Raw genomic sequence first — 20,401 nt, 5'->3', positions numbered from 1 at the left:
TACACGATCCTACCATGGAAAAAACAAGCCCACTTTACGCCATACGCTAATAGTAGTTCAAGGGCCGTTCAATGCGTCGCAGTTTTTCTCTTCGTCATTAATTTGCCGATCAAGCGCCCGGCGATCCAAGACAGGGCCACACCAACCCCAAAAACCGTAGAATTTTCCCACAGCGTGGTGTCGATAATTGGTGGCAAAACTACTTTATACAGCAGTACAAACAGACCAATCACCACCCAGGATGCAATTTGTCCGTAAAATTTGGAAACCAGCGGCTTTTTTTGCAAATCCAATTCCGCGCTCTCGTGGCCGGACAGTTCGCTACCGCATTGAATACACCGAAGATGGGCGGCGATATTATCGGCCTTACAGTGCTGACAAAACATGATGGTTCCTGATCTTTATAGGAGAGATACTGCGGGGGACACTCCGCGGGGGAGACTCCGCGGGGGAGACTCCGCACAAGAGATAGTGCAGGAGAAATACCGAGTGAGATGCGTGAGCGCATAAAAACCAACAATACCCTACTCCAGCCGACCATATTATGGCGGTGCTGTGCGCTCATTGGCCTGAAAATGAAAAAGGCCTTTCCGAAGAAAGACCTTTTATATTCTGGTGGGCGGTGCAGAATTCGAATCTGCGACCCCTTGGATGTCGACCAAGTATTCTAACCAGCTGAACTAACCGCCCGTTTGCAACAGGACGAAATAATACAACAACCTTCGCATCTGTACAACCTTATTTTTAACTTAATGTAAAACTCGCTGAAATCCGCGCTTCAAAAACTAACGCATGCCCTCGTCCAAGGACGACCACCGCTTGGATTTTAACTATTCCTGCGCTACCTCTGCAGGCAGCTTATGCCATACGCACAGGCCTCTGACCTCTTTATTAAGGGAAACAAGCACATCCTCATGGAGCAAGATCTCTTCAACGCTGGCGAGACGCACAAAAATTTCTTCGAGGGGAGCCAGCGGCAAGCGGGCGCCATTTTCGCCGGTATCATTTCTATCATCACCAAAGTCGATACTGAAGCTATTCTGACCGCGCGTCATCGCAAGGTAGACTTCTGCCAGCAACTCGGAATCCAGCAACGCACCGTGCAATGTTCTATGCGCGTTTGAAATACCGTAGCGATCGCATAATGCATCAAGTGAATTACGTTTTCCTGGGTACATTTCTTTCGCCTGCACCAGCGTATCGATGACCCCGTCAATCTCACCACTCAATACCGCCATATCGAGCCGCTTGAATTCAGCGTCCAAAAAACCCATATCGAACGGTGCATTGTGAATGATCAACTCTGCGCCGCTAATGTATTCTTTGAATTCAGCGGCAATCTGCCGAAATTTTGGCTTATCGCTTAAAAATTCGGTAGTCAATCCGTGGACCGCCAATGCGCCCTCTTCAGAATCCCGTTCAGGGTTGATATATTGATGATAATTGTTACCTGTCAAACGCCGGTCTATCATTTCAACGCAGCCAATTTCGATGATCCGGTCACCCGTACGCGGATTGAGGCCCGTGGTTTCGGTATCTAAAACAACCAACCTGCTGCCTATTTTTTGTAACCCCATTAAACGCCCCCAAAAAAAATTTCATTGCTATATTGTAGCAAAAAAAGGGCATTATCCACCTACAAGGCTACCCCCTAAACTCGCCGCCGTTTCCATGATCCAATAAAATTGGATCACCCATACAATTAGCGCGTGCGAACAATTAATTGCCAAAGCCCACCTTATTTGGCAAAGAGGCGTCAGGGAACCGACGTGTGGAAAGCAGTAACATTCCGGAGATCAGGGCGCTTCTATCTGATTCATCTGATCGTAACGTCATCCTTAAACTTTGATAACAAATGTATGATGAAACTGGTTCTTCAGGTAGCGTCGAATAGAGATTTGCACTGCCTCTCTGCCCGCTAAATAAAAAATCAGTGGCAATCAAATAGCGTTCAATATTTTGCTTAGGTCAGTGAAACTGACGGGCCTACCGTTGATACTTAACGCCGGGCAAGTTAGAAGAGTCTTTCACCGCTTACTTCCACCTCGCCCAGCGCTTTGGTTCATTCTTAGCACGCGTAGCATCGATACTTTGGCATAAATTAAGCCAAGGAAATAATATAAAAAAGTGGAGAAATCGGATGCCCTGCCTTCCAACATTTCCCGTGATATGGATTGCCAATCTCCAGCATATTGATGAAAATGCGCGTCATCTGCTTGCACTGTTGACCCCTGCTGAAAAAGCGCGCCGATTGTGTTTCCGTCAGGTCGCGGATCAAAAGCGTTTTATGGTTGGTCGCGCCTTGACCCGGCTTGCTATCTCCTCCCAGCTTAGATGCCCGGCGCAGGAAGTTAACATCGTGCTGACGCGCAACGGCAAACCAAAACTTGATCCTAATCTCACAACACTGACCTTCAGCATCGCTCACAGCGGCGATCTTGTGGTTGTCGCTCTTCTGGCACGAGGTGCAGTGGGGGTCGACGTGGAACGATTTGCGCCTGAGGTTGTCCCAGAAGTTTTAATACCGATGGTGTGTAGTCTTTTGGAAGCGAAAGAAATAAGATCGCTTCCCACCCACAAGCAACGGGTCAAACGACTTCTCTCTCTTTGGACGCTCAAGGAAGCTTACTTAAAGGCTATCGGAGTTGGACTTACCACCGATCCACGTAAGGTAACGTTTAATCTGGACGCTCAATTGCAACCCACGCTACTTGCCCCACCCGAAGGGGATTTGCCCGACCAGTTCGCGCACGGATGGAAATTTATCGTGATGCCGGATTATGGAGAATATGTGCTTGCGCTCGCTGTGCAAAACATGCATCGCGACGCTGGTTCAACCCTCACGCCTTGCTGGCACGATGCCGGTATCCTGCTCGCTTCGGCGACGAGGCCATTGAAAGAATGATGGGCGAGCGGACTTGAGTTGAAGGGAAGAAAACTGGCGACAAGGAAAATATCACATTAATATAAATATTTCTTTTTTAATAACTTCAGCGTAATATTGTCAATATATTATCAATATTGCGTTGAGCCATATCACTGGTTACGACGTAAGAAGCTGCTATCCCCTATGGGGATTTACCGGTCAGGGGATCCACCAGTAGTCTGCGTTAAACCACATCCTGAGCACGAGAACTGCCGTCCCCGGGCTTTGAGTAAAGAGCGAATCGCTACGCGCTGCAGGAAAATATTGATTTATAGCAACAATGAAGTAATTTTCGTTCGAGTATATAGATTCGTCACCCGATACCTGGAGCCAAAATGGAAAGTTCAGCCTTCTTAGTTGAGAAATACGGCCTAGATACCAGCCCGTACTCAACCACGTATCACGCTAGGCAGACACTCGGCCTTTCGTCGCAGATGACTGACTTCACGCATTTTCTTGAAGCAAACACCGGTCAAATCTTTCCTAATTATCAGGTCCTCCATGATTATTCTGTACGCGAGTATGCAACCTTCTGGGAGTGCTTCTTGCGATGGTCGAAAGGATTGGCCTGGTCAGGCAGTATGACACCGGTATGTGTGGGAAAAGACTGCGAGCACGCTGAATTCTTTCCTCAGGTCAGGCTGAATTACGCAGATAACTTGCTCAATCTGACAGTGGCTGGAGCCGATGCTCCGGCATTGACGGCATGTCATTGGGATGGACGCCGGGTGCAGCTGACCCGAGGTGAACTGCGCAACAGGGTCGCGCGTCTGGCGCAAGCGTTATCGGCACTGGGTGTGCAAGAAGGGGACCATGTTGTCGGCCTGATGCGCAATGATGAACAAGCGGTCGTAGCGGCTCTGGCAATTACTGCCCTTGGTGCGACGCTATCGACAGCGGCAACCGAAATGGGCTTCGAAACGATCCTGGATCGCTTCCTGCCGCTAAACCCGCGAGTATTATTTGCGCACGTTACAAACAGGGCCTGCGATACCGGCGTGTCGCTGGCGGATAATGTTACCGCCCTGGCTAACGCGATGCCGTCATTGCACAGCATAGTCCGACTTGACGAAGGTATTTTACCGAACACAATCGCTCAAGCGATCTACTCGCTGGAATCGTTGTGCGAGATGGGTGATGCTAGCCGTTGCGAGTGGCAGCGCTTTTCATTTAATCAACCGCTTTTTATCATGTTCTCGTCGGGCACCACTGGCAAACCAAAATGCATCGTGCATGGTGCCGGGGGTACTTTGCTCGAACATCTCAAAGAGCATCGATTACACAGTGACTTGCGGCCAGGTGAAAAACTATTCTTCCACACCAGTTGTGCCTGGATGATGTGGAATTGGCAGTTATCCGCTTTGGCTTCCGGTGTTGAAATCCTTACCTTTGATGGACCGATCTCCTCCGCCAATACCTTATGGCAGCTCGTCGCAGATGAGAACGTTACCGTCTTTGGGACCAGCCCCGCTTATCTGAAGATGAGCCAATATGCAGGGCTTGCGCCAGGACTGCAATTCGAGATCGGCGCATTACGCGCAATTTTGTCAACTGGATCGGTACTGTATGACGCCCAGTTCGACTGGGTGCATGATCACGTCAAGCCGCTGCCGTTGCAGTCGATTTCTGGGGGGACCGACATTTTAGGCTGCTTTGTACTAGGAAACCCTGATCTGCCAGTAGTGACAGGTATGGCGCAATGCAAGAGTCTTGCTCTCGATGTGCAGTCTTGGCAGGAGGGTAAACGCTGCGATGGGGTAGGTCAGTTGATATGTGCTAACCCATTCCCCTCCCGTCCGCTGGGATTTTTTGGCGACGCCGACGGCACACAGTTTCATGCGGCCTATTTCGCCGAAAATCAAGGGGTTTGGACTCACGGAGATTTTATCGAGTTTTCTGAGGAAGGCGCAGCGCGAATGCACGGCCGCTCTGACGGTCTGCTGAATGTGCGCGGCGTGAACGTGGGCCCGGGGGAAATCTACCGCATCTTGAATGACCTTGCTTTTGTCCGCGAGGCAATTGTCGTTCAACAGCAACGTTCAACAATATCGGCTGGCTATGCCGACAGGCCTGAAGCGCGCACGGTGCTACTGATAGTCTTACAATCTGGGGTTAAACTGACCAGTGCACTGGCCACTCAAATACGCCGCGATCTCGCTCAGCGTGCCTCGTCGGCGCACGTTCCGGACCAGATCATTGCAGTTGATGCGTTGCCGGTCACGCATAGTGGCAAACTGTCAGATAAGGCTGTACGTGACGCCGTCAACGGTTCGGCCGTCGTGAATGCAGCGGCATTGCGAAATCCGGAATGTCTCAAGGCAATCCAAAATCATCCGTCGTTGCATTTGACAGGGGGAAAATTGCCTCCAGTCGGCACCAGCCTCGAACAGCTCGAACGCCATTTGATCGCGCAGTGGGAAAATGTTTTGACGATAGCGCCCATCGGACGCGAAGAAAATTTCTTCGATCTGGGCGGTCATTCGTTATTAGCGGTTCGATTGCTCGCAGAAATAAATCGCTCTACCGGTCACGTCATAGCGCTGCCAACATTTCTCAACGCACCGACCGTCGCTGGATTAGGCGCGGCAATCTTCCACAGAGCGCAGACGTTGACTGTGCCGGTGCCAGTGCTCATGCGTTCTGGTAGTGGCACCCCCCTGTTTCTCGCACCTAGCGTGAGCGGCTCTATCATGGAATGCTGGACATTGATTAGTACGCTTCAAACTCAGCGTCCGGTGCACGGTCTGCTGGCGCAAGGTCTTGATGGCGAACAGCCAGTGCAACTTCGCGCGGAGGATATGGCGGCCAGCTACATCGAACAAATACGTATTGTTCAACCGAGTGGCCCCTACACACTTATCGGTTACTCGTTCGGCGGCCTGATCGCCTTAGAGATTGCGCAACAGCTGCAACGCTGTGGAGAGCAAATTGAACTGCTCTGTTTGCTTGATACTTATGTGCACAAACATTGGCTGCCACGGAGTGCGCGCCTGCGACATTTGGGCAAATCAATCAAACGCCACTATCATTCCCTGAACACGGTACCCGCATCTCAAATTCTCTCTTATTTGATGGATCGGATGCCACGGCCTTTCGGACTCATGGCGCAACGCACCGATGCCTTTACCATGGGGTTGCCACCGGCGCTAAGACGCGTGCGCGAAGGAATGTGGGCGGCCATGAAGGCTTATAAGACGCCTCCTTATGACGCAAGCATTGTCGTCTACCTGCGCGCAGCAATACGGCAAGAAGAGTGGGGAAATCCCATAATCCGGTTGCGCCACCTTGCGCAGGGTGGGTTAGCGATTGTAGAGGTACCGGGAGACCATAATAATATGCTAAGCGAGCCGAACGTTCAGGTCGTGGCTGCAGCGTTGGATCGCGTGCTCAATGGAGATTTATGTTTTATTGAAACGAATAAGTATAGTTTTAGCGAGTCCGTAAACCTGAGATGGTGGCACCAGCTCAAACGCAGATTAAGTCGCAGTTGGTTATTGGATTGAGCCGCTATCAAACGGTTAATCAATTTGCCCGGAATTTTGTCAAAGCAGGTTGTATTAACCGTGATTTATTTCAGGCTTTGAGTGAAGGTGTTCTGCAAAAGGGCGTAACTTTCCCATTGCTTTCCAATATCATGCTGCGTGAATTTGGTACATGGATAAATAGGAACTATCTCGACACACCATGAACCGTGTACCGGCTGAATATGATGGAACACCTACGGCAACCTGGCGGGTGGGCTGCCTCACATCAGTAAAACGACCATAGAGCAATGATGTTTAGCAAATCGAGTGGTACTGTCTTCTGAAAGTTTGGCTTTTCGCTTACGCATAAATACCGATATGGTTGTCGGTCATTGATGCGTAACTATATCAATGCTCCAGATCCCGATTACCAACCGATGCATTACATAGCCAGGTCGGACAATTTCGTGTCATTGAATGTGTCTGGTTGAAGCAACCGCTCTACTACTTCCGACCAACGCAGCGGCGTTCTTTTAGGTGGTATTCGCGGCGCAACCAGTGCTGCGCGCATGGCGCTGACGATTGAGTCGGCGTTACCCGGAGCGTACCCAAAGCGCGATGCATAGTCTCCCACAATTGCCTCCGGGCATACCGCTGGCAATGTAAAAAATTCGTATTGCATAAGCTTCATCGACGTGTCCGATAAATAACGCGGCACATCCTGTGACCGGTACGGCGCAATACCGATCGTGGCATGTTTAATGTAAGGAAGTGTGCTCTGATGCGGCATTTCATCATGCACCACAACATTTTTTCCATAGCCGGGTTCGACGCCTTTGCCTGACCCGATGATATGAAATGTGACATCCGGGAACATAGCCGATGCGACCACAAAAAAACCGGGATCGAATAGCATCGAGCCAACGGATACCGCATGCAGACCGGAGGTATACGGCGATGGATCAGCATGATCTTCGACCGAATAATCAAAACCGTGCGGCACCAGATAACAGTTCGTCCTACTTGCCAATCCTTCCGCCATCAAGCGCGACGTGAGGCAAAGCGCATCCATTTTCGGCCCGACCCGAGCAAAAGTAGTCTTTACATAGGATGCGACATTGATGGTATCAAGATCGTCGGAGGCGAGATAAATCGTCCTTGCTTGCGGATTGAGCTGTTGCACCAGGTCAAAGAAAATCGGTGCAATACCGCTTTCAAAAACCACGACTTCTACACTTTTTATCCACTCCACCAAGACCGGACTAGGACGGGCAATGTAACGTTCGAATAGCATCTTTTCGATCGGGTAAAAAATATTCTTACGCATATTGATGGGATGGATAATGGTCTTCCAAAGATAACAATTAACGCCTTCGTGCCTCTCGACTTTATTGGCGAGACCATTCAACGAATTCCGTGGGTCCGATTTCAATTGTGAAAGAAAACTGTATTGACACGAAAAAAAATTGGTCGGACCATACTTCGCCAATTCGGCTGCGATGAAATGCATATTCACCTTCCGCCGCGATCTGTAATCATGCGCTGTAATCACTAACGATCTCATTCTATTGGCTCCTATTGAATCAATTCTGTAAAACGGGTAGCGATTTCTCGTCAATTACCCCAGCTGGTTCAGCTTCTTTTACAAAAAAACGTTCCATTGCAAGTGCCACGTTCTCACTAATGTTATTTTTAAAAGCACGTTTTTTTTGAGTCCGTTTCCGATGCTTCATTTCAATCATGGCCAGCGGTTTTTCTGCGAACGGAACGGGGATTTCATAGTAATTTGTTCCTGAAACAAGGACGCCATATTTTTCGAAAAAATTGTTATATGAAAAGTAAAATCGCTTGCCCTGTGAGATTTGATTTTTATTGCCAATACCGACCATCGTCTTAAAACCAAGCGCGGTCGTCACGCCGCTCATCGCCGCCATCAATAATTGAGCGGGTTGAATATCATGGCAAACTTTGGTGGCCAGTTTCACATTGTCAAAATCATGCATCCCCTGCACGCTAGAAATAAATATAACGTTTTCATCTTTGAGGCAAAAAGGCGTCCCATTAGAAATCACAAAAATAATCCGATAGATACACACTCCATTTATTTTAAAGATCAAGCATAAATCACCTTCATAATCTATCGTGTGTGGAAAGCCAATCACTATTTCACATAAAGTATCGTTGATTTGTTGCGACCATAAGGGTACCGGGAAATTATAAATATCTTCCAAAAAATTGATTTTAAAATGTTTTTGCAAATACAAATAATGCCCCGTCAATATCGCAAGACTATTTTTCATTGAGATATCAAAGGAAATGTAATCTCGTAAGTATTTGTAAGACAGTTCCGGAATATCGAGAATCAGCTTGGCCGTCTGAGGATGACTAAGCGTATTTATAAGTTTAAGGTGCCGATTAATATTAAGTAATAAGAACAAACCTCTTCGCCAGGTTTGTACGGTTAAAATAGATCTCCTTTTTACGATATTTCTTGTGATAACTGAAGTGGTTAAAAAAAAAGATCTTTAAATGAAAGTTTCGAATTTAATGACATAATTTATCTCCTGTAAGGTCAACAATGCGCTTCACCATTTGCTTCTTTACGGTTAAAAAATTTAATAATCACCTGCGTTTTTACGTTTAAATGTCTGATGCTGCCGGGCAACATCAACGATCACTTTCAGACTTCATCAAAGGCGTTTGTATATATCTTCAAACCGCACAATGTCATCCTCGCCGAGATAGCCGCCAGACTGGACTTCGATCAAATGTAATGGCATTTTTCCAGGATTTTCCAGCCTGTGCTTTACCCCAATCGGGATATAGGTGGATTCATTTTCGGTCAGAAGTTTTTCCTCATCGCCGCAGATAATCCGTGCGGTACCGCTCACTACCACCCAATGTTCGGCACGATGATGATGCATTTGTAGCGAAAGTTTTCCGCCGGGGTTGACCGTGATCCGCTTAACCTGATAGCGGTCTCCCATATCGATGCCCTCGTAGCTGCCCCAAGGCCGGTAGACGCTGGCATGGCGCATATATTCACTGCGACCTTGTTTCTTAAGGTCTTCCACGATCTGCTTGACGTCCTGTACGTGATCTTTGTGTGCCACCAGTACTGCGTCCTTGGTTTCTACTATGACCAGATCTTTGACGCCAATGAGCGCAACAAAACGGCTTTCTGCGCGTACCATCGCGTTACGGACCGTGTCGGTATAGACATCTCCACGCAGCACGTTGCCGTCTGTATCGGGTTCCAGAACGGACCACAGTGCGGTCCACGAGCCAACGTCATTCCAGCCAATGTTTGCGGGCACAACCACGGCATGTTGCGTATGTTCCATGACAGCATAGTCGATTGACTCCGATGGACAGGCTGCAAAAGAGACTTCATCGAGGCGGCAAAAATCCAGATCGTGGTATGCGCCATGGAACGCTTGCTCACAGCTATCAGCAATCGCTGGTCGAAAGACGCGTAATTCGGCGAGGTAACGGGTAGCCTGAAATAAAAACATGCCACTGTTCCAGCTGTATGCGGGATCGGCAACAAACTTCTCAGCGGTGGTACGATCCGGCTTTTCAATAAAGCGCTCCACCGTGTAACAGCCGGTATCAATGTCACTCGACCTTCCCCGACGAATATAGCCATAGCCGGTCTCAGGTCCGGTTGGCACAATCCCGAAAGTCGCTAGGGCGCCTTGCAGAACTGGTTGTAATGCGCATTTCACTGCAGCATGGAAAGCAGCCGTATCGGCAATTACATGGTCGGCAGGCAGTACCAGCATGATGGCTTGCGGGTCTCGCTTTAACAAAAAATGCGCCGCTGCTGCGACCGACGGTGCGGTATTTCTCCCCTCGGGCTCAAGCAATATTCCGCAAGGTTTAATGTCAATGGCGCGTAATTGCTCCGCAACCAAAAACCGATGCTCGTTGCCGCAGGCCACCAACGGTGGCATCAATTCGGGCCATTCTGACACACGCAGCAAAGTCTCCTGCAGCATCGTATGGTTGGAGCACAACGGCAACAACTGCTTGGGCAACGCTTCACGCGACAACGGCCACAAGCGGGTGCCGGCACCGCCAGCCAGAATCACGGGATAAATTTTCATACATTGCTCACACGATTGTCGATCAGACTGACTGCGGACAACGTACTCTCTGTAGTGGTTATATTCCCGCCCTTCTCCAGGAGGACCTTTTCATCAGGAAGAAACTTTTTTTCTTGTAACTGATGCCGTGCATCACACCATGCATGCTTTGTCGCCGCGGCAGAGCGCGACATTTCCCCGGCACGATTTACGCTAAATTCCTTTCTCACAACCATTTCTTCCAGATAGGCATCAGGTAAGATTCGGGTATATTCAAACAAAACACTTCGCACCACCTCTGCACCAGAACATATATGGCTGCCATGCCCTATCCAGGTCGGTCCGATGATGGTGCAGCCCGACTCAATCAGGCAACCCGCCCCGATATAAACAGGTCCTTGAATGGTTGCACCATGCCAGTCGATGCGGGTGTTGAGGCCAACCCAGACGCCGTCAACGACTTGCGTTCCAGGCACTTCCAACTGCGCGACTTCGCCTGACAAAACACTTTGTAGCACGCTCCAATAATCGGTGACCGTGCCTATATCGATCCAGTTGAAAAACCGCTGCTGGGCGTAAAACGGCAATCCTTTTTCCACTAAAAGGGGAAACAAATCTGAACCAATGTCGAACGGCCTGTCCACCGGTATCAACTCGATGGCTGCGGGTTCGAAGATATAAATGCCTGTACTAGCGAAATTCGAAAGCGCATCTTCCTGCGTCGGCTTTTCCTGGAACGACTTGATCCGTCCTTGGGGGTCGGTCACTACGACGCCGTAGTTATCGACTTTATCCCAAGGCACTTCCTTGGTGATAACGCTGACCATTGCACCTTTTTGCTTATGCTCCAACAATGCGGAAGTAAGGTCCAGATCGATTAAAGCGTCCCCGCAAATCACGATCGTCGTATCGTCGAAGAAGTTTGCAAATTCCTGGATCTTTTTGATGCCGCCCGCCGATCCCAACGGCACCGGAATTACTTGTCCACTCTCATCGGTATAGCCTTCAAAGGAATAGCCGATCTGAACACCAAACTGCGTCCCGTCACCAAAATACTCTTCAATTTTCTGATGCAAATAGCTGACATTCACCATAATGTCGTGTACCCCGTAACTGGCCAGAAACTCGACCAGATACGCCATCACCGGCTTGCCCAAAATGGGGATCATCGGCTTTGGAAGATCGTAGGTAAGTGGGCGAACCCGAGTGCCTTTGCCTGCTGCTAATATCATTGCTTTCATTTTTGCTCCTAATTGAAGGTGACCGAAAACGGCATGAAGGCTTCACTAGCTAAATATCGATTGCCCTTTTGTCCGCTCAAATATCTTTTCGATACCTGCTGCACAACAACATAAATCGCATAATGTCAATGGTGTAACGGCGCACTAAACGGCGTGGCTCCAAACAAAGCCGGTAAAACCATTCAAGCCGCACACGTTGCAAAAAAGCAGGCGCACGCAGTTTTTCGCCGCTCCAGAAATCAAACAAAGCGCCAACCCCAATTACCAGGTTTGCATTGAGCAGATCGCGGCTGGCGAGTATCCACTCCTCCTGCACTGGATTGCCTAGTGCCACAAGTACCACCTCGGCCTGCGCAGCGTTAATGGTCTCAATCAAATCCTCAAAATTTCTATTTAACCCGGCATATCCATCGCAGGTACCCACCACTGTTTGTCCCAGGTTCTCACGCGCGTGTTGGGCGGCTTTGGCGAGAACTTCAGGTTTGCTTCCGATCATAAACACCCGCAGTGATCGATTAGATCCGGAAAAAAAATACGGTATAAAGTCGGTGCCATTTAAATTTTCATCAAACTTTTCCTGGGCGAATAAAAATGCTGCTATATCCATTCCAACACCATCGTTCACGATGATCACAGAATCGGATCTCATCCGGTCCAGAAGATAGCGGCACTGAACGATAAAATTCGTATTGGCAAAAAAAAGCGTCATTTTTTTATTTACTCTGACGGTTCGCCTCAGCACTGCTGCCAATACAGGCGAATTAGTTTTCAACACCGGATAACCAGCGATCGGAATCATTTTTTCTAGTTTCATGGCTCAACTTTCTAAACCGCAAAATTTTTTGACCGAAAAAAAAGGTGAGAAATTTCATCTACCTCTTTTGCCCTTAAAAAAAGAATAAAAATTCCAACTCTCAACGCATGAAGAATCGGGATAATCGGATAGGTGATAACCACATTTCAGGTAACGATCCATTGACCGCTCTAATCCGCCATCCAGTAATCGCAACCATCAACGGATACAATAAACTCGCAAGAAAAGCGGCCCCCACTATCAACGTGGGATGGTTTAAGCGATCTGATATAAGCAGTAAATAAATGCTTAAGCCAAGATACAAAATGATGCTCCCTACCAACGGCGGAGCAAATGCGTATAACGTTTGATGTGTTTTGAGGCCGAGTGCGCGATTAACCGCTATTTGCGAAATCGGAAACAACAGCACGTGGGCGGCGCAAAACGACAAACTCATTCCAAGCAGGCCAAATTTATAGAAAATGGCAGAGAGTCCGGCCGCAAGGGCTAATTTTGCGATACCGAGCACCACCGGAAAACAATTTCTTCCGATTGCAAATAAGAGATATTCATTTAAATCAACAACTGATGCGACCAAACACAGAATGGCTAATGCGCTGACTGTGGGCGCGGCAGGCAACCACTTCGGACCAAATACAACGACTATCAGGGGTTTTGCTAATTCGGCCTGAAAACAAAGCAAAGGGGCCGCACAAATTAGCGTGATCCCGAGAATTTTTAAATAGCCAAGTTGCAACGTGCCTTCATTCGACTGTGCTTCTGAAAATATGGGTAGCGCTACCTTGTGCATCGAACTTGAGATAACCAGATACACTGACGAGGTCATCCGCTTTGCAAGATTGTAAAGGCCGGTCGCATAGGGTCCCAAGAAGACGCTAACCAATAAGGAATCGCCATTAGCATTGACAAAGTCCAAAAGCCCTGCAATCGATACCTGCCGCGAATCGGCCCAAAATAAACGGATCAATCCGCCATCAAAAACGAGACGCGGTACCCATCGGCTTTGCAGCACCACCAGCAACAGCGCCAGACCTGAAGCAATTACCTGTTGCACTACCAATGACATGCCACCCATGCCGTTGACCGCCAGTGCGATACCTACGATACCGCCGAGCGTGACGGAAAGAATTGATCGGATCGCTAACTGACGGAACATCATGTTGCGCACCAGACGCGCCTCGTAGGCGCGTACCAAACCGAAGAAAAAAACTGAGATACTCATACCTTGCAAAACTGGCTTGAGTTCCGGCGCCCGAAACAATGTTGAAACCGTGCCCGCAGAACCAAACATTAAGCCAGCCAATATCAAACCGGTAACTGTGCAGTAAGTAAACACCCAGGAATAAAGCTTGTCGTCAGGGAGAAGGGAACGAACCACAGGCATCGCAATGGCATCAAATATGACTAATCGGGAGAACAAAATAAAGAGGTGGGCGACTGTCAACAAACCGAATGCATCGGGTGCCAGAAAACGCGCCAATATGGCAAAAATAATAAACGAAAGAACCTGTTGGGCGAGATTATCCAAGATGGACCAGGTGGATCCAGATAGTACGTTGCCGTGATTATTGTCCTGCTCCATAATATTATTTTCCAAGTTAACTTCGCAAAAAGAAATTTAGAACGAGACTGTCCCACGGCGGCATGCGCTGCCGGCCTTTTTCCTCCTCATTAGCATTACGCCCTATACCCTTACATGGCGCTTTTTAGAATAAAGATTTGTGGCATGTCTTAGTTGCCGCCTTTCCACTTCATCGTGAATAGTGAAATTTCCGACCCGCGAGGCGCGTATAAATATCCGCATATTTATCGGCAATCTGTCGCCAGTTGTAGCGCTCTGCGAACTGCTGCGCCTGGTTGCGTCGTAAAGCATAATCGGAACGGCCAGCTGCATGCATTTTCACCAGTGCTTCGACACTATCTCTAATGTTTTTCGTATTAACAAGCAGTCCAATTTTTGACTGCGAAACGAGATGGCGAAACGGCGGAATATCGCTTAATAGCGGTATCAAACCAGCGCTCATCGCTTCGACCGGGGCGATACCAAAACCTTCGTGCCGCGACGTACAAATAAAGTAACTCGACTGTCCTATCAATTCCGCCAGTTTTAAATCAGAAGGATTCGGCACTATCTGAACTGAGCCGGCCAAGTTATGCTGCGCCACCCAGCGATGAAACTCCGCTGCTGTGTGGTCGTACTCTCGCCCAGCTATAATCAGCTTCCAGCCTGCCTGCCGTGCAACGAGCTCTTTGAACAGCGCCAACGTTTCAAGCAAACCTTTATTAACCGACCACCGCCCGAAATAGATTAAGGTTTGGGACAGCGTAGCCGACGCCTGGTTGCTGTATTTTTCGACGTTGACGCCATTTTCAATTACCGTTAACGCGGATGGCTTAACAATCTTTTTAAAAATTTCGCCATCGTTCTCGCTGGTTGCAACGATCTTGTCGTAGATCATCGAGGACGCTCGGGTGATTGAGTTAAAGTAGATTTTTTTAAGTGTTGATGCAAATGACGTATGAAAGAATCCCCCGTGAGTAGAGGCAACCAGAGGCCGGCGGTGAAGTAGTTTGGTGAACGCCATATAGTCGAAAAAGAAATCGATCCCGTGGACGTGAACCACATCAGCATCCGCGACATGCTGCAAGACCTGAGGACATAACGGGTATCTGCTGGTACCATGAAACGGTAACCGGACCACGCCCACCCCATTTACTACTGCCTCCCGAGGCAGCAATTCGGTGGAATTTTTGAATAGTCGATTGAGCGTAATAATCTTTGGGCGCTGGTCGTGGTGGTCACGCTGTTGTCTGGAGATATTCTGCACCACGTCTTCCATGCCACCAACGGAAGGCGAATATTGACGCACGATGTGCACGACACTAATAGACATTTTTCGACTCCTTACGTGCTTCGGCGAAGGCTAAGGGATAGCTATTACGACGACTAAATATTGCTGACGATGTTAACGTTTCAGACTGCCTGGGAGCTTCGTTTTTTCGCCCTACGAAGCAGCCCACCAGAAACCATAAAATGCCAGCGGTCTTCAAAGCAAACAGTGAGGTACCACTCACGCATAATATCAATGACATATAGAGTGTGATGTAGGCTCGAAATCTATTGCCTCTCTCATCCTCCATCTTGAGCATCCAAAATGTGATCCACAAAAAGAGGCACAGCACCACCCCCAGTCGCGTTAATAATGCCGAGTAACCCATGTCTCCAAAACCGATATTAAATCCCTCAATGCCGAATAACATTCTTACATCAAATGTTAGCAACATCCGTCCGCTTACATATAACCGTCCAATAATGTTGTCACCGTATTTTGTATTAAAAAAGAGCCCGATCACCACCAGCATAATGATGCTAAGTAATGGCAGAGAGATCATCCAGGCGTTGGTCCGGTCGAACGGCAAGCAGCGCATCAGAACTAATGCTCCGACAGTAATGAGGCCGTAACGCGAGTCGCTCAACGCAATCATCGTCGCGGCCATTGCCAGGAAAAAAAACATATCTTTAGCCTCATCACGTCGTTTCGACAAACCCCATGCAGCGATGATGACGGCGAAATTTCCTAGCGATACTGGCTCTAAAAATATTGATGAAACCCGGTGATTTCCCAGCAAAGACGGCAAAATAGTCCTGCCTATTCCTTCAGGGCGAATGCCGTTTAACCCCAATACGCTATCCTTCGCCCAATTGGTCCCGGCCGTCAAACCACCCTGACTAACGTAATATGAAAAGATATTAAACATGCGTGAGAATGCCTCCAGAAACCACAGTTCAAAAAAACCGAAAACTATTACCAGAACCGCCATTACTTTCAGCACACGATTAGCATATTTAAGGTCACCGATTTGGCGACCCAACCCAAAAAAAAGAATCGGAATCATTACGTCGCGAAACCCCTTCGGATCAATCTGATTGCGGATAATTGCAATCAAAAACAGATATGCTGCTACCAGCAAGGCCACCGCAAAAAATGCCAACCGAATACGCTTTAGCAAGACCGTCAGACAAGCCAGGTAAATCACGGCTTCGGTCAACGCAACGCCGAGCATTGAAATAGGATGAACGTTGGTATGCATTGCACATAGCGTTGCCTGATACGTCAGTGAAATGATCAAAATCCAAAAGACCAGACTTTGCCCTGCTGGCAACTCCAAATCAGCCGGTGGAGAAGAATGATTTCTGTTTCCGAGAAAAGAGTTCATACGCTTACTAGCCTATCGTCATTGAACAAGTAGTTAAACGAGAAACACAACCGGTTGGCGGCACAACCGGAGCAGCTAAAATTTTTTCATGCACTAAAACCTTCATCACGGCCACGCCAGAACTGAACCGGACCACTTCAAAAACTTACCATCACCGATCCCACAATCTCGGTCCCGCTGCGCCGCAGCTGACCGCTGAATACGGTAAGATCAGCAACTCGAGTGTGATTTTTGCGCACCACCAGCAGCGCGCCGCCAGCACGTGATGCGATGGTTAAACAGTCCGTTGCGCTCAAAAATGCAGGCGTGTCATATAAAATAATGTCAAAACAATCGCATAATCTTTCATTCAATACACCAAACGCCGATCGATTAAGAAGTTGCTGCGGATTTGGCACGCTTGAGCCCGCCGGCAAAATTGAAAGGTCAAGAAACGTCTCAGCTCTGATCAGCAAGTCAAGTCCGGCGTGCCCTGCCAGAGCCTCGCTTAAACCGCGTCTCCCATCGAGACTAAATATTTTGTGCTGACGTGGATGCCGCAAATTGGCATCAACCAGAAGCGTGGGATTGCCTAATTGCGAGAACACCACGCTGAGATTGGCTGCAAGCATACTAGTACCGTCTCCTGGGTTCACGGTGACAATGGCCAGCTTCTTATGCCCAGTGGCAAACCATCGCTGCATCAGCTGGTCGCGTAGATTCCGCAACATTTCGACTTCTGCACTAAATGGTTGAGACGCAGCCGTCAGTGGAGGGGGATAGGTCCCAGAATTCACCGCATGAAACGGGTAATCAAGTTGATGTGCACGAATCTGCTGAATGTCGGACGCGCAAACCAGACCGAGACGTATTGCCGCATCACCGAAGCGCAGGCCCTCTTCATTTTGCAAATGGCGTACGCGTTCAGCCTGTTCATGGGTAATTTTTCCTTGCTTTACCAGCATGCTTCCAATATTTGCATCTTTTGTAATCGGCGCTGCGGAGCCGATGATCGAAGTTACGGGATTGGTCATGTCGATTCGCCTTTCCAGCCTAAAAGTGAGCGGCGCAAAAATACAAGGTGGTTGTCACCGTAACTGCGCCTTGGTTTCTCTGCGACTATGGTTCCGAGCATTGGTGCATTGAGCAAGTTGGACAACTCATCTGCAGTTCTGACACGACGATTGAACAATTCCGCTAATATCGCCAGTGCTAACCCGAGCATGGTTCCCATCAAAACCGCTAACACGGTGTTTAGCGGTAAATTAGGACTCACCGGAAGTACTGGGACGACCGCCGGATTAAGTACGGTGACATCGGATTGATTCGATTTACCTTCAAGTTCAGTCTGGGTCAGCCGCAGATTTGCCGCGTCATAGGCGCGCTGTACATTGTCGACATCCTTAACCAGCACCGCCATCTCGTCGCGGGTCCGATTGAGCTGCAACACTTTATTAGTTTGCGACCTCAACGCGGCGCGCACTTCCGCTTCCCGTTGGCGTAAAATTCGGCCGTTGTTTGCAGTCCCATTATTTGTCGCGCTGATGTTACCGTTAAGCTCTGACCGAAGGCGGTCCACTTCCGCTTTGGCGGCCTGATATTGCGGATGATTTTGGTCAAGATTTTGTGATAACAGCGCGAATTTTCCTTGTGCTTGCGCTAAGGCCGCCTTTAGGTTTTGAATCAGCGAATTACCGATCACGTCAGGGGAGTCTCTGCCACCGGCACTCATGGCTTGGTTGCCGCGCGACGAGGCCTCAATTGCCTGTGCCTGCGCCTGCACTAATTGTGTCGACAATTCATTGAGTCGGTTCGATTCAACATCAAGATGATTATCGATACTCACCAAGCCATGCTGTTGCTGGTATTGAGAAAGCTTATTGCGGGAGGCTTCCAGTTCGGTCCGCAAGTTCTTGACCTGAACAGCAAAATATCGTGATGCCTGTTGCAATGGGGTGGTTTTAATCTGGAGATTAAGTTGCTGGTAGGCGGTAGCAAAGCCATTGGCAACGGCAGCCACGAAAGCAGGATCGCCCCCTTTGCCGACGATTTCCAGCATACTGCTTTCTCGGGTTGGGGTTACCTCCACCACTTTTAATAACGAATCTGCCAGATATTCGCGGATCGATCCATTCCCGTAATTAGCTTTTTCGAAGCGCTGTAACATAGCGGGATTGTTCGCCAATCCCAGATTGTCGACAACTTTCAGTGCTACGGTTCTGCTGGTAATTAGGTCTACTTGGGTGGCCATGTAGCCGGACGCCAATTGGGTCGGCAGTACCTGACCTGACACTGGATCGGTTCCTTTGTAGTTCAATAGCAGGGTGGTCGCGGTCTTATACGTCTTAGGCAAGAGCAGACTGACTACGACCGTGATAGTCACCGTGATCAACAAGGTCAATAAAATGAGCTTGTAGCGATCACGTAAAATAGATAAAAGTTGAGAGAAATTCATAAAACTACCTCTTATACATAATTACAAGAATTTACGGTGATCATGCCGTGTAGCTATGCGCGTTATGATCGTGGCCGTTGCATTTAACGCCGCTGCCGAAAGGTACGATAGACGTGGGATCTCCACTATTTTCGGCATTGCTTAAAACATGCTCTCTTTAACGTATACGACGTCGTCCGGTTGAAGTTCCATGCCGTTTTTGACATCAATCATATTCACAGTACCGCTCGTATCCCGTCGCTTGATGCGTAACCCTCGTTCGGTTCCACGGGGGGTTAGGCCGCCACCAATGGAGAGCGCTTGTGTCACGGTCATATTGCGCTCAAGCCGATAGCCTCCCGGATGCTGCACTTCTCCATAAATATAAAATTTGGGAGCGCGTTCTACATACACTATGTCGCCATTAAGCAAATCCAAATTGCTGTTCATGTCGGATGACTGAATCATTTCAACCAAATTAATCACTTGCTTATTGGTTTTTCCCTCACGTGTACGTATCACGGTGGCGGTATCGCCACCTTCTGGCCCGACTCCGCCTGCCACCGCCAACATATCCGTCACGGTGCGTTTGCCGTTAATCGGGTATCGCCCTGGACGCAGTACCTGTCCCAGTACCGAGATCAGTTGGCTCTGCAATTCCGTGACCATGATATTCACTTCTGCCTTGCGCAAAAATCCACCCGTGGTCAACAAGCCGGAGATCTTCTTCTCGGCTTCCGCGGTCGACAGCCCACCAACAGTGACGTCTCCAATCAAGGGAAATGTAATATTTCCGGCTTCGCTTACCTTGGTATCCAGGCTTAAGTCAGGGTTGCCGAATACTGAAATTTTCAGCGCATCACCCGCGCCCAACGGAAAATCGTTCGCTGAAGCTGATAAGGAAAATACTGCTAGCAACAAGGCCAGCATCGCGACGTAAAATCGGTTCATCATTGTCCTCGTCCACTTAAGTTATATCTTGAAAAAAAATCTGGAATAGTGCCATTTTTAATACTCGACCTTCTGTGTCGCATTGTTCATGTCATCGCTCTTCGACGACAATTTTTTCGACAAAAGTCTCCCGGACAGCAGTTACGCTGTCTTGGGTAGATCAACTTCAGCCACCACACATTGTTAATATTATTTGCGATGCTCTCAAGATTTCGCAACGGAGAATTTCCTGCGATGCCTTTAAATAAAGCGATTGTCAGTACCCTTAGGCTCAGTATGCAAACGG

The 20,401-nt window shown here is 48.6% G+C and carries 16 protein-coding genes and 1 tRNA gene; 3 read left to right on the top strand and 14 right to left on the bottom strand.

Annotation, left to right across the window (positions count from 1 at the left end; genetic code table 11):
- Window positions 1–68 precede the first annotated feature (68 nt).
- From HAV38_RS10760 to dnaQ, 3 genes are all read right to left on the bottom strand, one after another.
- The gene (locus tag HAV38_RS10760) at window positions 69–386 is read right to left on the bottom strand and encodes a hypothetical protein (RefSeq protein WP_168055205.1); all 318 of its coding nucleotides are present in this window, start codon (window positions 384–386) and stop codon (window positions 69–71) included.
- Between the two features lie 227 nt (window positions 387–613).
- Window positions 614–690: transfer RNA gene (locus HAV38_RS10755), tRNA-Val, on the bottom strand.
- A gap of 140 nt (window positions 691–830) precedes the next feature.
- Window positions 831–1,577, bottom strand: coding sequence for a DNA polymerase III subunit epsilon (dnaQ, locus tag HAV38_RS10750; RefSeq protein ID WP_168055203.1), 747 nt, complete (start codon window positions 1,575–1,577; stop codon window positions 831–833).
- 563 nt (window positions 1,578–2,140) lie between these two features.
- Here dnaQ and HAV38_RS10745 point away from each other — a divergent pair.
- From HAV38_RS10745 to HAV38_RS10735, 3 genes are all read left to right on the top strand, one after another.
- Window positions 2,141–2,905 carry a 4'-phosphopantetheinyl transferase family protein gene (locus HAV38_RS10745; protein WP_168055201.1) on the top strand — a complete coding sequence of 255 codons (765 nt, stop codon included), beginning with the start codon at window positions 2,141–2,143 and terminating at the stop codon, window positions 2,903–2,905.
- 356 nt (window positions 2,906–3,261) lie between these two features.
- Entirely contained in the window at window positions 3,262–6,429 is a 3,168-nt protein-coding gene (locus tag HAV38_RS10740) for an acetoacetate--CoA ligase (RefSeq protein WP_245182315.1), read from the top strand.
- On the top strand, window positions 6,426–6,614 hold the full coding sequence (locus HAV38_RS10735; RefSeq protein ID WP_168055199.1) for a hypothetical protein: 189 nt from the start codon (window positions 6,426–6,428) through the stop codon (window positions 6,612–6,614). The genes HAV38_RS10740 and HAV38_RS10735 overlap by 4 nt, the downstream gene beginning before the upstream one ends.
- 218 nt (window positions 6,615–6,832) lie before the next feature.
- On the opposite strand, the gene HAV38_RS10730 is transcribed toward HAV38_RS10735, so the two are convergent.
- The 11 genes from HAV38_RS10730 to epsE form a co-directional block, all read right to left on the bottom strand.
- Window positions 6,833–7,954 (bottom strand): GumK N-terminal domain-containing glycosyltransferase, encoded by a 1,122-nt coding sequence (locus tag HAV38_RS10730; protein WP_168055197.1) that lies wholly within the window; start codon window positions 7,952–7,954, stop codon window positions 6,833–6,835.
- A gap of 19 nt (window positions 7,955–7,973) precedes the next feature.
- Window positions 7,974–8,828, bottom strand: a complete 855-nt coding sequence (locus HAV38_RS10725) for a DUF535 family protein (RefSeq protein ID WP_168055195.1) — start codon at window positions 8,826–8,828, stop codon at window positions 7,974–7,976.
- A 252-nt stretch (window positions 8,829–9,080) separates the two neighbouring features.
- Window positions 9,081–10,499 carry a mannose-1-phosphate guanylyltransferase/mannose-6-phosphate isomerase gene (locus tag HAV38_RS10720; protein ID WP_168055193.1) on the bottom strand — a complete coding sequence of 473 codons (1,419 nt, stop codon included), beginning with the start codon at window positions 10,497–10,499 and terminating at the stop codon, window positions 9,081–9,083.
- Window positions 10,496–11,719 (bottom strand): nucleotidyltransferase family protein, encoded by a 1,224-nt coding sequence (locus HAV38_RS10715; protein WP_168055191.1) that lies wholly within the window; start codon window positions 11,717–11,719, stop codon window positions 10,496–10,498. The genes HAV38_RS10720 and HAV38_RS10715 overlap by 4 nt, the downstream gene beginning before the upstream one ends.
- 76 nt (window positions 11,720–11,795) lie before the next feature.
- Window positions 11,796–12,533 (bottom strand): WecB/TagA/CpsF family glycosyltransferase, encoded by a 738-nt coding sequence (locus HAV38_RS10710; RefSeq protein WP_168055189.1) that lies wholly within the window; start codon window positions 12,531–12,533, stop codon window positions 11,796–11,798.
- Window positions 12,534–12,633: 100 nt separating this feature from the next.
- Window positions 12,634–14,130, bottom strand: coding sequence for a lipopolysaccharide biosynthesis protein (locus HAV38_RS10705; RefSeq protein WP_245182314.1), 1,497 nt, complete (start codon window positions 14,128–14,130; stop codon window positions 12,634–12,636).
- Window positions 14,131–14,284: 154 nt separating this feature from the next.
- A complete protein-coding gene (locus HAV38_RS10700) occupies window positions 14,285–15,427 on the bottom strand; it encodes a glycosyltransferase family 4 protein (protein WP_168055187.1) in 1,143 nt (380 codons plus the stop codon).
- Window positions 15,417–16,751, bottom strand: a complete 1,335-nt coding sequence (locus tag HAV38_RS10695) for a polysaccharide polymerase (RefSeq protein WP_168055185.1) — start codon at window positions 16,749–16,751, stop codon at window positions 15,417–15,419. Before HAV38_RS10695 ends, HAV38_RS10700 begins: the two co-directional genes overlap by 11 nt.
- Window positions 16,752–16,888: 137 nt before the next feature.
- Window positions 16,889–17,764 (bottom strand): chain length determinant protein tyrosine kinase EpsG, encoded by an 876-nt coding sequence (locus HAV38_RS10690; RefSeq protein ID WP_168055183.1) that lies wholly within the window; start codon window positions 17,762–17,764, stop codon window positions 16,889–16,891.
- Window positions 17,761–19,185 (bottom strand): chain length determinant protein EpsF, encoded by a 1,425-nt coding sequence (epsF, locus tag HAV38_RS10685; protein WP_168055181.1) that lies wholly within the window; start codon window positions 19,183–19,185, stop codon window positions 17,761–17,763. Before epsF ends, HAV38_RS10690 begins: the two co-directional genes overlap by 4 nt.
- 141 nt (window positions 19,186–19,326) lie before the next feature.
- On the bottom strand, window positions 19,327–20,115 hold the full coding sequence (gene epsE, locus HAV38_RS10680) for a polysaccharide export protein EpsE (RefSeq protein ID WP_168055556.1): 789 nt from the start codon (window positions 20,113–20,115) through the stop codon (window positions 19,327–19,329).
- Window positions 20,116–20,401: the final 286 nt, after the last annotated feature.

It is taken from the genome of Glaciimonas immobilis (assembly GCF_011947285.1).
Lineage (GTDB): Bacteria > Pseudomonadota > Gammaproteobacteria > Burkholderiales > Burkholderiaceae_D > Glaciimonas > Glaciimonas immobilis.
The sequence above is the reverse complement of the archived record's forward strand: the minus strand, read 5'-3'. Positions and strand labels throughout refer to the sequence as shown.

What these genes read in the sequence shown, in the direction of transcription:
- HAV38_RS10740 (WP_245182315.1), top strand. Translation starts at nt 3,262, where the DNA reads ATGGAAAGTTCAGCCTTCTTAGTTGAGAAATACGGCCTAGATACCAGC.
- HAV38_RS10745 (WP_168055201.1), top strand. Translation starts at nt 2,141, where the DNA reads ATGCCCTGCCTTCCAACATTTCCCGTGATATGGATTGCCAATCTCCAG.
- dnaQ (WP_168055203.1), bottom strand. Translation starts at nt 1,577, where the DNA reads ATGGGGTTACAAAAAATAGGCAGCAGGTTGGTTGTTTTAGATACCGAA.
- HAV38_RS10695 (WP_168055185.1), bottom strand. Translation starts at nt 16,751, where the DNA reads ATGAACTCTTTTCTCGGAAACAGAAATCATTCTTCTCCACCGGCTGAT.
- HAV38_RS10760 (WP_168055205.1), bottom strand. Translation starts at nt 386, where the DNA reads ATGTTTTGTCAGCACTGTAAGGCCGATAATATCGCCGCCCATCTTCGG.
- HAV38_RS10700 (WP_168055187.1), bottom strand. Translation starts at nt 15,427, where the DNA reads ATGTCTATTAGTGTCGTGCACATCGTGCGTCAATATTCGCCTTCCGTT.
- epsE (WP_168055556.1), bottom strand. Translation starts at nt 20,115, where the DNA reads ATGAACCGATTTTACGTCGCGATGCTGGCCTTGTTGCTAGCAGTATTT.
- HAV38_RS10720 (WP_168055193.1), bottom strand. Translation starts at nt 10,499, where the DNA reads ATGAAAATTTATCCCGTGATTCTGGCTGGCGGTGCCGGCACCCGCTTG.
- HAV38_RS10730 (WP_168055197.1), bottom strand. Translation starts at nt 7,954, where the DNA reads ATGAGATCGTTAGTGATTACAGCGCATGATTACAGATCGCGGCGGAAG.
- HAV38_RS10690 (WP_168055183.1), bottom strand. Translation starts at nt 17,764, where the DNA reads ATGACCAATCCCGTAACTTCGATCATCGGCTCCGCAGCGCCGATTACA.
- epsF (WP_168055181.1), bottom strand. Translation starts at nt 19,185, where the DNA reads ATGAATTTCTCTCAACTTTTATCTATTTTACGTGATCGCTACAAGCTC.
- HAV38_RS10710 (WP_168055189.1), bottom strand. Translation starts at nt 12,533, where the DNA reads ATGAAACTAGAAAAAATGATTCCGATCGCTGGTTATCCGGTGTTGAAA.
- HAV38_RS10715 (WP_168055191.1), bottom strand. Translation starts at nt 11,719, where the DNA reads ATGAAAGCAATGATATTAGCAGCAGGCAAAGGCACTCGGGTTCGCCCA.